Below are 14,334 nucleotides of genomic sequence, written 5' to 3'. Positions count from 1 at the left end.
TCACCTTTGTCCTGGCCGGCCTGATGTGCGGCACGTTCACCGTGCGCATCCCCGCGCTGACCGACAGGCTCGGCATATCCGAAGCCTCGGTCGGCGTCGTGCTCCTCGCGTGGGGAGTGGGGGCGCTGGTGACCATGCAGGCCATGCGGGGTGTCATGGCGAGGGCGGGCAGCCGCGCGGTGCTGCGGGCCGGAGCCCCCCTCTGCGCGGCCTCCCTCCTGGGGGTGGCCTTCGCCCCGTCGTTCCCCTCGATGGTCGTGGCGGCGGCGCTGTTCGGCATGTTCTTCGGCGCCGTCGACGTCGCGATGAACGCCCAGGGCTCCACCGTGGAGCGCGCCTACGGCCGCCCGCTGATGAACGGCATGCACGCGGGCTGGTGCGTGGGCGCCATCTCGGCCGGCCTGCTCGGCACCCTCGCCATCTCCCTCGGGATGTCGTTCACCGCCAACCTGGCGGTGGTCGCCCTCGTGTCGGCCCCGGTGGCCTACGTGCTCAGCGGCGGCTTCCTGCCGGACCCGGTCTCCGTACCGCGCGCCTCGGGCGAGCGCCGGCGGCGGATGCCACCGCTGGTGTACCTGCTCGGCGCGATCGCCTTCGGCGCGTTCATGGTCGAGGGCGCGGTCGCGGACTGGAACGGCCTGTTCCTGCGCGACACCATCGGCGCCCCCGAGGCGGTCGCGGCCCTCGGCTACCCGATCTTCGAGGCGGGAATGCTGGTGACCCGCCTCGCGGGTGACCGGCTGCGTACCCGGCTCGGCGCCCGCCGTCTGATCATGGCGTCCGGTCTCGGTACGGCCGTGACCTTCGCCCTGGTGATCACCACGTCCTCGGCGGTGGTCGCCGTCGCCGGGATGGTCCTCATCGGGCTCACCGTCGCGACGGTGTCCCCGATGGCGATCTCGCTCGCGGGCACGGCCACCGGCGACCCCGGCCCGGCCATCGCCCAGACCGGTGCCATGGGCTACGCGGGCCTGCTCCTCGGCCCGGTGGTGATCGGTTTCGTCTCCCACGCCACGACGCTCCGGGTCGCGCTGGGCGTCGCCGTCGTGCTCGGTGTGTTCATCGCGGTGGCCGCGCATTTCCTGCCCCGCACCGGGGCCCGTACGCCCGGAGTGGAGATCCACGAGCTCCCGGAGCAGGAGCCGCTGAAGCTGGCCGCCTGACCCCGCGGGTCAGGGCTGGGCGGCCCTCCGCGCCAAAGGCGACCGCCGTCGCGCGGCCGATGTCGCTCGACGCGCCGGTGACGAGGACACGCTTGTCCCCAAGACCGAGATCCGTGAGCCATATCTTTCGTTAGCTGGCTAGCGGCATTGCCTAGTCGGCTAACGAGGTCAAAGAAAACGTGCCCCCCGGCCGTGCGGCCGGGGGGCACGTCAGGTGCTTACTTCCGCTTCTCCACCTCTTCGGCCAGTTGAGGGACGATCTGGTGCAGATCTCCCACGACGCCGAAGTCGGCCAGCTCGAAGATCGGAGCCTCGGGGTCCTTGTTGATCGCCACGATCGTCTTGGCGGTCTGCATGCCGGCCCGGTGCTGGATGGCCCCGGAGATGCCCGCCGCGATGTAGAGCTGCGGCGACACCGTCTTGCCCGTCTGCCCGACCTGGAACTGGTGGGGGTACCACCCCGCGTCGGTCGCGGCGCGCGAGGCGCCGACGGCGGCGCCGAGGGTGTCGGCCAGCCTCTCGATGATCGAGAAGTTCTCCGCCGACCCGACTCCGCGGCCACCGGAGACCACGATCGCCGCCTCGGCGAGCTCGGGACGGGCGCCCTTCTCCTGCTTGACGCGCTCGACGACCCGGGCCGCCTTGGCCGCGTCGGACAGCGACACCGACACCTGCTCCTCGGCCGCCGCTCCCGTGGAGGGTTCGGGGGCGGTGGAGTTGGGACGGACCGCGACGATCGGGGTGCCCTTGGCGACCTTGGACCTGACGTTGACGCCACCGCCGAAGATGGACTGCTCGGCGACGAAGCCGTCACCGAGGCCGACCGCGTCGGTGATGACACCGGAATCGGTCTTGATCGCCAGACGCCCGGCGACCTCCTTGCCCTCGGCGGTCGCGGCCACGAGGACCGCCGCCGGAGAGGCGGAGGACACCAGCTGGGCCAGTAGCTCGACCTTCGGCGCGACGACGAAGTCGGCGATCTCGGCGGAGTCGGCCACGTAGACCTTCTCCGCTCCGTACTCGGCGAGCTTGGACTTGGCGTCCGCCGAGTAGCCCGGACCGGCCCACACGGCCGACGGGGAGCCCAGCGAGCGGGCCAGCGTCAGCAGCTCCAGGGTGACCTTCTTGACCGCGCCGTCGACATGCTCGACGAGAACCAGAATCTCAGCCATCGGTCCCCCTTAGATGAACTTCTTCGACGCGAGGAAGTCGGCGGCCTTCGAGCCACCGTCGCCCTCGTCCTTGACGATGGTGCCGGCCGCGCGCGGCGGCGCGACGACGAACTCGGCCACCTCGCTCCATGCGGCGCCCAGGCCGACCTGGGAGGCGTCGATCTCCGCGTCCGCGACGCCGAGGGTCTGCACCGGCTTCTTCTTCGCGGCCATGATGCCCTTGAAGGAGGGGTACCGCGGCTCGTTGATCTTCTCCACCACGGAGACGACGGCGGGCAGCGTGGCCTCGACCCGGTCGAAGCCGTAGTCGGTGACGCGCTCGATCGTGATCGTCGATCCGTCGATGTCGACCTTGCGGGCGAACGTGAGCTGCGGCGCGCCGAGACGCTCGGCGAGCATGGCGGCGAGCACGCCCATGCGCGCGTCGGTGGACTCCGAGCCGAGGACGACCAGGTCGAACCCGATCTTCTTCAGCGTCTGGGCCAGGGCGTAGGAGGTGGACAGGGCGTCCGAGCCGTGCAGGGCGTCGTCGACGAGGTGGACGGCCTTGTCGGCGCCCATCGCCAGAGCCTTGCGGATCGTGTCGGAGGCCTTGCCCGGACCCATCGTGAGGACGGTCACCTCACCGCCGTGGGCTTCCTTGATCTTGAGCGCCTCTTCGACGGCGTACTCACACAACTCGTTGATGACGCCGTCCGCGGCGTCACGGTCGAGCGTGTTGTCTTCGGGACTCAGCTTGCGCTCGGTCGCCGTGTCGGGGACCTGCTTCACGCAGACGACGATGTTCATGGCCGGTGGCCGACCTCCCGTTTCACAGGCGCCACCACATCGCTGGGCTGGCGCCGATTCCTCGGCACGTGCACGCGGGGTACGCACACGTCGTGCGGGCTGCCCGGTGACCGGCACCAGGAGCCGCCTTCAGACTGTCATGCGCCTGCGGGCGCGGTGACATCGGGTGGCTTCAGACGATCTCCGTGTCGGCAGCTTCGTCCTATCACTCCGTATTATGTTACCCGCTAGTAGCTTTGCGGCAAATCCACGACCGCGCGTGGCTCGCGCGGCCCTCCGGCTTCGCTTCCCAGCATACCGAACTTTATTCCAGAGCCGTCTTCCCGCCGAGCCGCCACGCGCCGCCCTCGTCATCCGGCGAACGCGACCAACACCAGCACGACCATCACGGTGGCCAGGGCCAGAAGCAGTGTGACCGGGCTGAAGAGCGCGATCAACGCGAGGTACAGTCCGACGGTACCCGCTCCGCTGACCAGGTCGAACAGCACACGCGCCCGAGCTCCGGCGGCCACCCCCAGCCCCGCGTCGGCCAGCACGCCGACCCCGTACGCCGCGAGGACCAGCAGTGACATCTCCGGTACGTACTGACGCACGGCGGCGGCCACCAGACCGGAGACGACACCGGCGCCCACCACCCAGCGCTTGCGCACCTTGTCGCGATGCCGGGCCCGGGCCTCCTCCACGGAGCCCGGGGCGTCTCGCTTCTCGGGCCGCCACTCTTCGGTGACCGGCTCGGCATGATCGGGGACGCGCCCCCGCTGGGGCGGCACGGTCACCGGTGGCGCGGCCATCCCCAGCCTGGCGCAGAGCTGCGCCGCCGTGGGCCGGGCCGCGGGGTCCGCACGCAGGCAGTCGCCGAGCAGCGGCACCAGCCACGAGGGGACGTCGGTGAGATCGGGCTCGTGGTGCACCACGCGGTAGGCCACCGCGGGCGCCGGGCCGGTGCCGTACGGCGGCCGGCCCGAGGCGGCGTAGGCGACGGTGGCGCCCCAGGCGAACACGTCGGCCGCCGAGCCCGTCTCCCGGCCCTCCAGGACCTCGGGCCCCAGGTATCCGGGGGTGCCCAGCACGGTCCCCGAGGCGGTGACCCCGGCGGAGTCGAGCGCGCACGCGATGCCGAAGTCGATGACGTACGGCTCCCCGTCGCCGAGGATGACGTTCGCCGGCTTCAGGTCACGATGGACGATGCCGGCCTCGTGAATGGACGCCAGCGCCTCGGCGAGCCCGCGCGCCAGCCGTACAAGCTCCTCACCGCGCAGCGGACCGCCGGTGGCGAGGACGGCCGCGAGGGAGCGGCCCTGGACGTATCGGGTCACCAGATAGGGCCGTGCGCCGGTCAGCGAAGCGTCGAGCACCTCGGCGATGTGCGGCCCCCGCACGCGCTGCATGGTCTCCACCTCGCGGGCCAGCCGGGCGAGCGCGACCTCGTCGGCGGCGACGTGCGGATGGAGCACCTTGACCGCGACCGTGTGCCCATCGGGGTCAAGAGCCAGGTGGACCTCGCCGAACCCTCCCGCCCCCAGCCGCGACAGCAGGCGGTAAGGACCGAGCTGACCAGCGGTCGGCACACTCATGCCCCTCCTTCCGGCCCGCTCACTCCATCGTGCCCCGGACGTGCGACACGCACAACGCTGGTGCAAACGCGAAGGTGTCACAACCATCGACCGGCCGGACACGCGGTTTCTTTACCCGGCCCCCACGACCGGCGTCCACGGCGGCCGCTTCGCGCACTCACGGCAGAGGAGACGATGACCCCGGTGTCATTTCCCCCAGAAAGCGAGGAACCCCAGGCCGAGGTCGTTCATGAGGTCCTCGACCAGTCCTCCGACCAGGCCTGTGGCGCTGCTCCGCGCGTGCTCGCTCAGCGTGGCGATCGCCTTCGAGGGCGCCTGCCAGGGGATCCAGGACGGGACGGCGGACATCGAGCCGACCACGACGAAGAACGCCAGCGTGCCGGCCACGAGCGTCATGATCATCCCGGCCCCTGGGCTGCGGATCACCGCGGTGAGGGTGCGTGCCACGGCCTTGCGGGGCGACCCACCACCCGGAAGCAGGAACAGGCCGGCCACGAAGGCCGATGCCCCGAAGGCGGCCGCGGTGTCGGTGGTCATCCCGGCCATGAAGTACAGCGCGCCCCAGACGCACAGCGCGAACATCGCCGCGAGCGGCGTGACCACGAGGGTCATGAGGCCGGCCCTGATCAGTGCCCATGGTGTGCCGAGCACGGCGAGCAGCGGATCGCTCGCGCTGTTGCCCCGGACCGAACGACGCTGGGCCAGATCGCTCCAGAGGTACTCTCCGACGCGCAGGCAGAGCACCACGACCACCATCAGCACGCTGACCAGCACGGGCAGCATGCGGGCCCCGCCGACCGCCACGGCCAGCAGCAGGGCCGAGAGCAGCGGATGCCCGGTGCGGTAGCGCGGGCGCTCGGGCTCTGGCCCACGCTGCTGCTCGGTGTTCGGCCGAGGATGGGCAGGCGGGGGCGCGGCCCCCCGTCCGGCCCCGGGCGGCGGAGGGTATCCGGCCACCCGCTGGTCGACGTAGGGCGCCGGAGGATACTGCCCGGGAGGCCCGTACGGCGCCGCCGGATAGGCCGGGGGCGGTGCCGCCGGGTAGGCGGGCGGCGGCGCGAACCCGGGGGCGCGCGAATCGGCCCCGTAGGCCCCGGGGGCGGGCGGCGGTCTGCCATCGGACCTGCGCCCGCGGTCCCGCTCGGCGTACCGCACGGGAGGCAGCAGGTCGGAGTAGCTGTCCTCGGACGCGGGCTTGGTGCGCTTGGTCGGCGGGAGCTCGTCCAGACCGTTCGCGCCGGACGTGCCGTTCATCACATGCGTGCGGTCGGGGGTGAGATCGCTCGCCTGGGCGCTGTCGAGCCTGCGGGTGCGGCCCGCCTGACCCGAGGTCTCCTGGAAGGCGGTCACGTTGGGGTCCAGGGACCTGGCCATCGCCAGCAGGCCCTGGGCGTTCGGCCGGGCGGCCGGGTTCACCGCGAAGGCGGCCCGTAGCCAGGCACGCAGCCAGGGCGGCGCCTGGTCGATGTTGGCCCGGCCCTCCATGATGTTGTAGCAGACCGACTCGAACGAGCCCGATCCGAACGGCGGCTTGCCCGTCGCCCCGAAGAACACCGTCGCCGCCAGCGCGTGGACGTCGGCGGCCTGGGTGATCTCGTCATCCCTGATGATCTCGGGGGCCAGGTAGCCGGGGGTGCCGACGAACATGCCGGTCTGGGTCAGCCGGGTCGCGTTGACCAGGTGGGCGATGCCGAAGTCGATGACCAGCGGGTCGCCGTTGACCAGCATGACGTTCGCCGGCTTGAAGTCACGGTGGATGACGTCGCCGGCGTGGATGGCGATCAGCGCCTCGGACAGGCCGCGCGCCAGCCGTACGACCTCACGCTGGGACAGCGGGCCGTCCGACAGGACGGTCTCCTCCAGCGTGCGGCCGGGGGCGAACCTGGTCACGATGTAGGGCGTGGCGCCGGTGAGCTCGGCGTCGAGGACCTCGGCGACGCGGGGGCTGCGCACCCGGCGCATGGTCTCGACCTCGCGGGTCAGGCGATCGCGGGCCTTGAGGTCGGCCGCCACGTGGGGGTGCAGGACCTTGACGGCGACCTCCCTGCCCTCCTGGTCGAGGCCGAGGTGGACGACCCCCATGCCGCCCTCGCCGAGCCGGCGCAGCAGCCGGTAAGGACCGAGTCTGTCCAGCGTCTCCGGCACTCTTTCCCCCGTCATCCTGCCTTCCTTCGAAGGCCTTCCAACCGATCGAGCCAGGTGTGCATGTCCACCGGACTCCAGACTGCCTCCCCAACGGGCGTGACGAGCGTGCTCACCGCGTATAGCGCGACGAGAGTGGCCAGAACGCCGAGAATCCACGCGAGCGCCGTCGCGGCGCTCTTGGACGGGAAGGCGGACGCCAGCGTCCTGGTCATCTGGCGGCCCGGCCCCTCGACCCCCGGACCCGCACAGATGATCCACAACGAGACGGCGACTCCCCAGCTCAGAGCGGTGCCCGCAGGCACCGATCTCACCAGGAAGGTCAGCACGAGCGTCACCGGCACGCCGAGGATCAAGGCGTACGGCACCAGCGCGACGGTGATGCCGATGGACTTGAGCAGCGCCCCTGGCTGCCCAAGTACCCGCAGCACGTCGGTCGCGGCGGCCCCGGCCGGGCGCCTGGTGTTGAGCCGCGGCTGGGCGATGTCGGCGGCCCGGAGAAGCACGGTGGCGGGGACGACGAGCGCCGTGATCAGGATCGGGGCCACGACGGCCGCGCCGACCGCGATGATCAACGCCAGCACGCTCGCCACTCCGTACACCGGGGAGCGCCGCAGCAGGTCGCCGCCCAGGCCGGGTGTGGCCTCCGGCGGCAGGTGCACCGTCGGGACGTACGGCGGCGAAGGCTGCTGCCGCACGTGCGGGGTCATCTCGAAGAGGTCGGGGGCCTGCTCGAAGAGCGCCTGGTGGTGGTACGGCCGCGCGTCGGGCGACCCGTGCGCGGGCGGCTGGGCCGACCGGCCGGGCGCCGCAGGACCGGAGGAGCCGGCCGGCGCCGCAGGACCGGAGGAGCCGGCCGGCGACGCGGGGACGGCCGGGGTGGCGCGGTAGACCTTGGCCTGGGAGTCCAGCCCGCTCAGCTCTTCTGGACGTACCCTCCGGGTGGGCACCTCGCCCTGGTCGAGCGACCCGGGCTGGGCGGCCTTCCACGGCTGGGAGGGGCTCGGCGGCGAGAACCGGGTGGGCACCTCTCCCTCTCCCGCGCGCTCGGCCGACGAGGCCGAACCGGCCCGCAGGCCGGGCGCGCCGCTGGAACCGGGCCGGCCTGGGACGCCCGCGGAATCCGGCCGCTCGTAGGCGATGCCCGCGCTGCGGAGCTCCTCGCCGGTCACGCGCACCGTCGGCCACGGGTCGGCCGCTCCGGGGCCCTGCGGCGCTTCGCCGAGCAGCGAGACGTACTCCTCGGCCGGCGCCGAGGGCGAGACGGGCGGCCCGGCGCCTGGACGCGGCTCGGGCACCTGCCGGCTGCCCGTGCGCGGCGGCTCGGCCGAGGCCGGCCCGCCGGGGGCGGACCCCGTGCCGGACGGCCCGGTGGCCGGCGGTTCGGCGCCCGCCCCGTGAAGGGCGTCGGGACGCGGAACGGGAGCACGGAGCTGGTCGGGGCGCGGCAGCGAGGTCCCGGTGACCGGTGCGCTGGACATGTCGGGCACGGTGAGGATCTCGTCGGGCACGTTGGAGCGGCCCTGGCCCTGGCGCGGCGGCACGAGCCGGGAGAGCTGCGCGGCAAGCTCGGCAGCGGTCGGCCGCTTGGCCGGGTCGCGCTGGAACGCCGCCCGCAGCAGTGGCCGCAGGATGGCGGGGGCGCCGTCGATGTTGGCCTTGCCCGCGGTGATGTTGTAGAAGACCATCTCCAGCGTGCCCTTGCCGAACGGCGGCTGGCCGGTGGCGGCCATCAGCATCGTGCCGGCCCAGGCGTGGATGTCGACCTGCGGCCCGGCCTCGTGCCCCTCGATGATCTCGGGGGCGAGGTAGCCGGGGGTGCCGATGAACATGCCGGTCTGGGTGAGCCGGGTCGCGTCGACGGCCTGGGCGATGCCGAAGTCGATGAGAACGGGATCGCCGTCGAGCAGCAGCACGTTCCCGGGCTTGAGGTCGCGGTGGATGACCCCGGACGCGTGCACGGTCGCGAGCGCGTCGGCCACGCCGTAGGCGACCCGCAGCAGCGCGGCGACGCCCAGCGGGCCGTTCTGCTTGACCGTGTCGTCCAGGGGCCGGCCCGGGACGTAACGGGTGACGATGTAGGGACGGCTGCCTGTCACGTCGGCGTCGAGCACCTCGGCGATGTACCTGCTGCGCACCCGGCGCATGGTCTCGACCTCGCGCGCGAGCCTCCTGCGCGCGACGTCGTCCCCGGTGACCTCGGCGCGCAGCACCTTGACGGCGACCTGCCTGCCTTGGGAGTCGAGCGCGAGATGGACCACGCCCATGCCGCCTTCACCGAGCCGCCGGAGCAGCCGGTAGGGGCCCAATCGGTCGTCCTGATTCATCTGATCTCCGGCGGTGCCCCGGCTTTGGTGTCCGGAGGGAAGCGCCTTGCTCCAATTGTCACACTTCGCTTACTCTGCGCAATGCCCTTACCGGAAATCCCCGGTAGGCAGATGATGGCGCGACCCGTATACGGAACCGCGCGCCATCGCGGCCGGCGACCCCTGTCACCGGCCGGTCGGTGGCCGACCGCCCCCGTGCGGCCACCGCTCTCTCCCTTCAACCCGACGTGGCGATGAGAGCTCTGCGCGGGCATCCGCCCGCGATCCTTGACGGCACGTAGCACCATACCGGCTTAAACCCCGCCCATGAGATGAACCATGAGGCCACATTCCCGGTAGTACAACGGATGAACCAGTCCCAAGGGTTTCCCGTTTCGGGAAAGTCTTATGGGGCGAGACGTCACTGGGCGAGAGTGACCACTTCAGCGGTCTTCAGGCGGGTGAGGGCCTCACCGGCCAGCGCCAACTTGGAGCCCCTGATTCCGCTGCCGATGACGACGTGCGGCTGCCGGGCCACCTCGGTGTCCACCAGCACCGGCCAGTCGTCGGGCAGGCCCAGCGGGGTGATGCCGCCGAACTCCATGCCCGACAGCTCGACGGCGTCCTGCTGCGTGGCGAACGACGCCTTCCGGGCGTCCAGGTGGCGGCGGATGATCCCGTTGACGTCGGCGCGCATCGTGGCGAGGACCATCACGGCCGCGTAACGCGTCTCGCCGCCCCGTTTCGCCGCCACGATCACACAGTTCGCCGACTCGTGGAGCGCCACGCCGTACCGCTCGCAGAAGGCGGCGGTGTCGGCCAGCGCCGGGTCGATCGGCGCCACCGCGACCTCGTCGGTCATGGTCTCCACGGCGCGGGCCACCGGGTCGGCGAGCAGATCGCGCCGTTCGCCCGCGGACACCCAGTCGAGCGTGCCCAGCCTCATGGGTCATCCCTCTTTCATTACACGGTGATGAAGGTCGGTCACCACCTTACGGGCGGACTCGAAGGCCCCCGCCTGCCAGGCGATGAGATGGGTGAGCCAGTCACCCGCGAAGTAGACCCGCCCGGCCGGGCGTTGCAGGACCGTGAAGCCGCCCAGCGACGGCCAGCGCACCCAGGCCCCCTCGATGTGCGGTTGCCGCCGCCAGGCGACGGAGACGCTGGCGAGCAGGTCCGCGCCGTACTTCTCGCCGTGGACCTTGTGACCCTGGGCGAGCGCCCGGCGCAGGCGCTCACGGTGGGGCAGCGCGTTGTAGGACTCGGCGTCCTGGCCCATGTTGTAGTAGCCCACGACCAGGCCACGCTCGGAGTGGAACCCGTGGGAGGGATACCAGATGTGGCCAACGTCCAGGTCGGTCTCGGTGGCACCGCCGTACACGCGGTCCTCCAGCTCCCACCAGCGCCGGCCGTACTCGAGGCCGAGTTTGCCCGCCGACAGCGGGACCGGGGCGGCGAGCGCCGCCTTGACGTCGGCGCCGAGGTTGCCGGGGATCCGGGCGAGCAGGTGCGGGGGAAGGGCCGCGACGCAGTAGTCGGCCCGCAGGGGGGCGCCGCCTTCGATGGCGACCTCGACCCCCTCGGGCCGGTTCGTGATCCCCGTCACGCGCGTGCCGGTCCTGATGCGGCCGGCGCCCACCTGCCGCGCCAGCGCGCTCACGATGGCGTCCATGCCGCCCACGGGCTGGAACATCGGCATCGCCTGGTCGTAGCCCGCGTCCATGGTGAGCATCCGGCCGAGGCCCTGGCTCAGCACCTCGGTGAGCGGGGGCGGGGCGCCGAGCTCGGTGCCCGGCGCGACTCCCGGGTTCACGCGGTACCCCCGCCGCTCGCCGCCGGTGTACGCGCGCGACGGGCCGATCTCCCCGAACTGGGTCAGGAAGTCCAGCAGGCTCTCCTTGTCGGCGTGGGACAGGTGGGCGTCCAGGGCCCCCTCGTCGGTGGCCTTGGCCAGCAGCTCGGAGATGTACCCGTAGGCGTCGGCACGGGCCGTACGGGCGCGTACGGGCGCGGACATTCCGGCCGTGAGGACGTAGGCACTGGCGTTGTTGTTGACGAACACCTCAAGGGGAACGCCCAGCTCCCGGCAGTAGTCCAGCGTCACCATCCACTGGGCGATGCGGGCCGGGCCCGCGTTGAAGTACGTCCCTTCCCCGAAGGAGACCCGCTGGGTCTCACCGGTTCCGCCCGGAGCCGGGGTCGTGCCGGCGGCCGCCAGGGCGGGAAGTTCGGTCACGGCGTCACCGCCGCGCAGGGTCAGGCTGCGCCCGCCCACCCGGTCGCGGGCCTCAAGCACCGTGCAGTCGTAGCCCGCCTTGCCCAGCTCGTACGCGCTAGCCAGCCCCGCCACGCCCGCCCCCAGTACGACCACCGTCGCGGGCGTTCCCCCGCGCAGGGAGAAGTCGGAGCGCTGGGGCGGGACGTACTGCGCCGGGGGCGGGGTCACGCCGACGGCGCGCACAGGAGCGGTGTCCTTGGAGGGGGCGAGCCCCAGAACGCCCATCGCGGCGTACATGGCGCCCGCTCCGCCTGCGGCGCCGATGCCGACGAGCAGCGATCGCCGCGTCAGGCCGTTGTCAGGCCGCGGTAACCCGTCGTTCGCCATGGATCAGCCGTAGGCCCCGCTGCCGCAGGCCACCTGACCCGCGAGCATCGCGAAGATACCGAGAAGGCCCATGATGTCCCGGTAGTCGTCGGTGGTGAACTCGGTGTGCCGGGGACCGACCTGGCGGATGCCGGGAATGAGCGCGCAGGCCGCGGCGATGGCCGTGGAGTTCCACTCGACCCCGAGGGTGAACGGCGGCGTCACCTCGTACGGCCGGAAGTCGCTCAGGCGGTTCAGCGCGCGGGCCGCGGCCTCGCGGATCAGCGCCTGGGAGACGCTCGGCGGCAGCAGCTCGGCGGCGAACCGGTCGATGCCCTTCTTGACCGCGACGGTCTCCACGTCGCCGAGAACGTCGCGCGCCTCCTCACAGACGGCCTCGTCGCCGGTCACCAGCGCCACGGGCACCCCGAGGAAGCCGGCGAACCCGGCCACCAGCCGGGTCTCCCCGCAGACCTCCTCGTTGAGGTAGAGGTTGTGGATCTCCTTACCCATCCACGTGTGGTTGAGCACTCCGTGCTGGACGCCGGCCCGGGCGTGGTAGCCGGCGAAGCAGGCGGCCTCGAAGTCGGCGGACAGCCCCTGGGCCATGCGCATCGGCTTGCCGGGGCCCCGGATGAGGGAGGCCCGCGCGTCGAGCAGGTCGACGCGGAGGTTCTTGGTCGAGCCGTGGGCGTCGTTGACGATCACCGCGGAGGCGCCTGCCTCGAAGGACCCGGCGACCACGGCGTTGGCGTCGGCGGTCATCAGCTCGCAGCCGCGCTCGTACCCACGGCCTCCGGCGTGCATCTCCTCGGGGTCGGTGAGCCCGCTCACGCCTTCCATGTCGACCGACACGTATACCTTCATCACCGTCCCCAGCTCTCCACCCGTTTCATGTCCTCCGCGTGCATGAAGCCAAAGTCGTCGGCCATGACCGACTCGATCCCTTTTCGCCATGCTTCGGGGATCTCTTCGACGGCCGGAGGGTAGCACCGCTCCAGCCATTTCGTGGATTCGGGCGTCGCCCGAAGATACTCGGCGGCCCTGGCGAAGGGGGTGTCCTCGATGCCGGGGACGTGGGCGCAGCCGTACTCGATCATTTCCTGGCCGCCGTAGGGCGGGGGCTGCTGCCACTTGCGTGCCACCGGCCGGTCGGCGGTGATCGTCGTCCGCATCGGACGGCGTTCGACGGCGGCCTGGATGAGCTCTTTGTACAGGCACTTGCCGCACCGGCCGCAGGGGCCGTCGCCGTCACCGCGCAGGCACCAGCGCACCTGGTCGCGCAGTTCGGAGCCGAGCGCGAGCCGCATGGTCATCGCCTCGCTGATCCCGCCCACGGGCAGGACGATGGGCAGCCCGGCGGCGGCGAAGAGGCGGCCCCACGGCCCGTGAGCCGACCACATCGGGTTGTCGGGGGTGTACCGGTGGACGTATCTGCCGCCGCCCAGCCACCGAGATCCGATCTCGTAGCCCAGCGCCACACCGCCGAGGTCCATGGTTCCCGCCAGCAGGACGGCGCCGACCATGACGGCGTGGTGCTCGGGGTACCCGGGACGCGGATACCTGAGCAGGAACTCCAGGTCCGACTCGACCGGGGTCACGTCCCTGCCCGTCTTCTCCGCGAGCCGGGCGAGCACGTCGGACCGGTAGTGGGTCCACCGGTTCGGGACCCGGGGGTGGCTCACGCGGCGGAAGTGGAGCAGCGGCGCGTCCGGCAGGATCGCGGCCACCGCGGCCGAGTCCGCGCCACCGCTGTAGGAGATCGCGAGCCGGGTGCCGGACCGCGGCGACTCCCCGACCGGTCCCGCCTCGACGCCCCAGCCGCTGTGGAGTGCCGCGGCGAGTTCGGTGGAGATCGGGCGGTCGAAGACGATCCTGCCTCGCGTCCACGGCGCGACGACCGTCCACGCGGCGAGCGCGAGCAGATCGGGATGGACGGACGAGGAGCGCGGCAGCCGTACATGGCAGGTGTCGGTGGCGAGTTCCACGCGCTGGCCGTCGGTGACGGTGCCCGTGACCCCCTCATCCGGATCAAGCCGGAGGCGCAGCCGCCAGACGTCTCCCTCGGACGTCCAGGTCACCCTCATGGAGCCGCTTTCTCCCGCCCACCGGCGGCGTTCCCGCCGCCCTCGTTCCCCTCGCGCAGGGCGTCGACGGCCTGCCAGAGCAGGACCTCGGCCTGGAGCACGTGGTCCACGGCGGACGCCGTCTCGGTGGCGAGCCGGTGCGCGTCCTCGACCCTGGCCGCGAGCGCGGGATCGGTGGAGGCCGTGGCCTTGCTCGCGACCGCGACCCGCTGACGGAGTTGCTCGACTTCGCGGCGCAGCGCCGTGAGCTCGCGTTTGAGCGCCTGGACCTCCCACAGCGAATCCCGGACGTCCTGCCGGTGATCGGCCCGCGTGACGTAGCGAGAGTCGAACCGGCCGAGTACGGCGCGCCGGACCCGCAGGGGTGCCAGGACACGCATTACAAACCGCGCCATGACCGGTCACCTTAGCGGGAAAACATGATCTCTCGGAATTGCACCAAGTACCGTTATGTCACATTTCACGGGCTCGCAGGTTGAGGAACGCTCCCGGTTCCCGCCATCCCGGCCGCGCCCTG

Annotated in this window: 11 protein-coding genes; 1 reads left to right on the top strand and 10 read right to left on the bottom strand. The window is 71.9% G+C overall.

Going from position 1 to position 14,334, the window contains the following annotated elements:
• A partial coding sequence (locus tag ABD810_RS35420; protein ID WP_344951219.1) for an MFS transporter occupies positions 1-1,163 on the top strand: 1,163 nt, incomplete at its 5' end.
• 218 nt (positions 1,164-1,381) lie between these two features.
• Here the strand turns inward: ABD810_RS35420 and ABD810_RS35415 are convergent.
• The 10 genes from ABD810_RS35415 to ABD810_RS35370 all read right to left on the bottom strand — a co-directional run bounded on the left by ABD810_RS35415 (position 1,382) and on the right by ABD810_RS35370 (position 14,212).
• Positions 1,382-2,335, bottom strand: a complete 954-nt coding sequence (locus tag ABD810_RS35415) for an electron transfer flavoprotein subunit alpha/FixB family protein (protein WP_344951215.1) — start codon at positions 2,333-2,335, stop codon at positions 1,382-1,384.
• A gap of 9 nt (positions 2,336-2,344) precedes the next feature.
• Positions 2,345-3,124, bottom strand: a complete 780-nt coding sequence (locus ABD810_RS35410; protein WP_344951212.1) for an electron transfer flavoprotein subunit beta/FixA family protein — start codon at positions 3,122-3,124, stop codon at positions 2,345-2,347.
• Positions 3,125-3,474: 350 nt separating this feature from the next.
• Positions 3,475-4,698, bottom strand: coding sequence for a serine/threonine-protein kinase (locus ABD810_RS35405; protein WP_344951208.1), 1,224 nt, complete (start codon positions 4,696-4,698; stop codon positions 3,475-3,477).
• A gap of 186 nt (positions 4,699-4,884) precedes the next feature.
• A complete protein-coding gene (locus tag ABD810_RS35400; protein WP_344951205.1) occupies positions 4,885-6,858 on the bottom strand; it encodes a protein kinase domain-containing protein in 1,974 nt (657 codons plus the stop codon).
• A complete protein-coding gene (locus ABD810_RS35395) occupies positions 6,855-9,167 on the bottom strand; it encodes a serine/threonine-protein kinase (RefSeq protein WP_344951201.1) in 2,313 nt (770 codons plus the stop codon). Before ABD810_RS35395 ends, ABD810_RS35400 begins: the two co-directional genes overlap by 4 nt.
• A 400-nt stretch (positions 9,168-9,567) precedes the next feature.
• Positions 9,568-10,092: a YbaK/EbsC family protein gene (locus tag ABD810_RS35390; protein ID WP_344951197.1), complete on the bottom strand. Its 525-nt coding sequence runs from the start codon at positions 10,090-10,092 to the stop codon at positions 9,568-9,570.
• Positions 10,093-10,095: 3 nt separating this feature from the next.
• On the bottom strand, positions 10,096-11,751 hold the full coding sequence (locus tag ABD810_RS35385) for a flavin monoamine oxidase family protein (RefSeq protein ID WP_344951193.1): 1,656 nt from the start codon (positions 11,749-11,751) through the stop codon (positions 10,096-10,098).
• A gap of 3 nt (positions 11,752-11,754) precedes the next feature.
• Complete coding sequence (locus tag ABD810_RS35380; RefSeq protein ID WP_344951668.1) at positions 11,755-12,597, bottom strand: M55 family metallopeptidase; 843 nt, start codon at positions 12,595-12,597, stop codon at positions 11,755-11,757.
• On the bottom strand, positions 12,597-13,817 hold the full coding sequence (locus tag ABD810_RS35375) for a DUF6395 domain-containing protein (RefSeq protein WP_344951189.1): 1,221 nt from the start codon (positions 13,815-13,817) through the stop codon (positions 12,597-12,599). The genes ABD810_RS35380 and ABD810_RS35375 overlap by 1 nt, the downstream gene beginning before the upstream one ends.
• Positions 13,814-14,212: a hypothetical protein gene (locus tag ABD810_RS35370; RefSeq protein WP_344951186.1), complete on the bottom strand. Its 399-nt coding sequence runs from the start codon at positions 14,210-14,212 to the stop codon at positions 13,814-13,816. The genes ABD810_RS35375 and ABD810_RS35370 overlap by 4 nt, the downstream gene beginning before the upstream one ends.
• Positions 14,213-14,334: the final 122 nt, after the last annotated feature.

This window comes from Sphaerisporangium flaviroseum (assembly GCF_039537005.1).
Classification (GTDB): domain Bacteria; phylum Actinomycetota; class Actinomycetes; order Streptosporangiales; family Streptosporangiaceae; genus Sphaerisporangium; species Sphaerisporangium flaviroseum.
This window is presented reverse-complemented; position numbering and strand designations above follow the sequence as displayed.

Bases quoted from the DNA above. Each gene is read 5' to 3' on its own strand.
- ABD810_RS35395 (WP_344951201.1), bottom strand. From the start codon at position 9,167: ATGAATCAGGACGACCGATTGGGCCCCTACCGGCTGCTCCGGCGGCTC.
- ABD810_RS35380 (WP_344951668.1), bottom strand. From the start codon at position 12,597: ATGAAGGTATACGTGTCGGTCGACATGGAAGGCGTGAGCGGGCTCACC.
- ABD810_RS35370 (WP_344951186.1), bottom strand. From the start codon at position 14,212: ATGGCGCGGTTTGTAATGCGTGTCCTGGCACCCCTGCGGGTCCGGCGC.
- ABD810_RS35400 (WP_344951205.1), bottom strand. From the start codon at position 6,858: ATGACGGGGGAAAGAGTGCCGGAGACGCTGGACAGACTCGGTCCTTAC.
- ABD810_RS35390 (WP_344951197.1), bottom strand. From the start codon at position 10,092: ATGAGGCTGGGCACGCTCGACTGGGTGTCCGCGGGCGAACGGCGCGAT.
- ABD810_RS35385 (WP_344951193.1), bottom strand. From the start codon at position 11,751: ATGGCGAACGACGGGTTACCGCGGCCTGACAACGGCCTGACGCGGCGA.
- ABD810_RS35415 (WP_344951215.1), bottom strand. From the start codon at position 2,335: ATGGCTGAGATTCTGGTTCTCGTCGAGCATGTCGACGGCGCGGTCAAG.
- ABD810_RS35410 (WP_344951212.1), bottom strand. From the start codon at position 3,124: ATGAACATCGTCGTCTGCGTGAAGCAGGTCCCCGACACGGCGACCGAG.
- ABD810_RS35375 (WP_344951189.1), bottom strand. From the start codon at position 13,817: ATGAGGGTGACCTGGACGTCCGAGGGAGACGTCTGGCGGCTGCGCCTC.
- ABD810_RS35405 (WP_344951208.1), bottom strand. From the start codon at position 4,698: ATGAGTGTGCCGACCGCTGGTCAGCTCGGTCCTTACCGCCTGCTGTCG.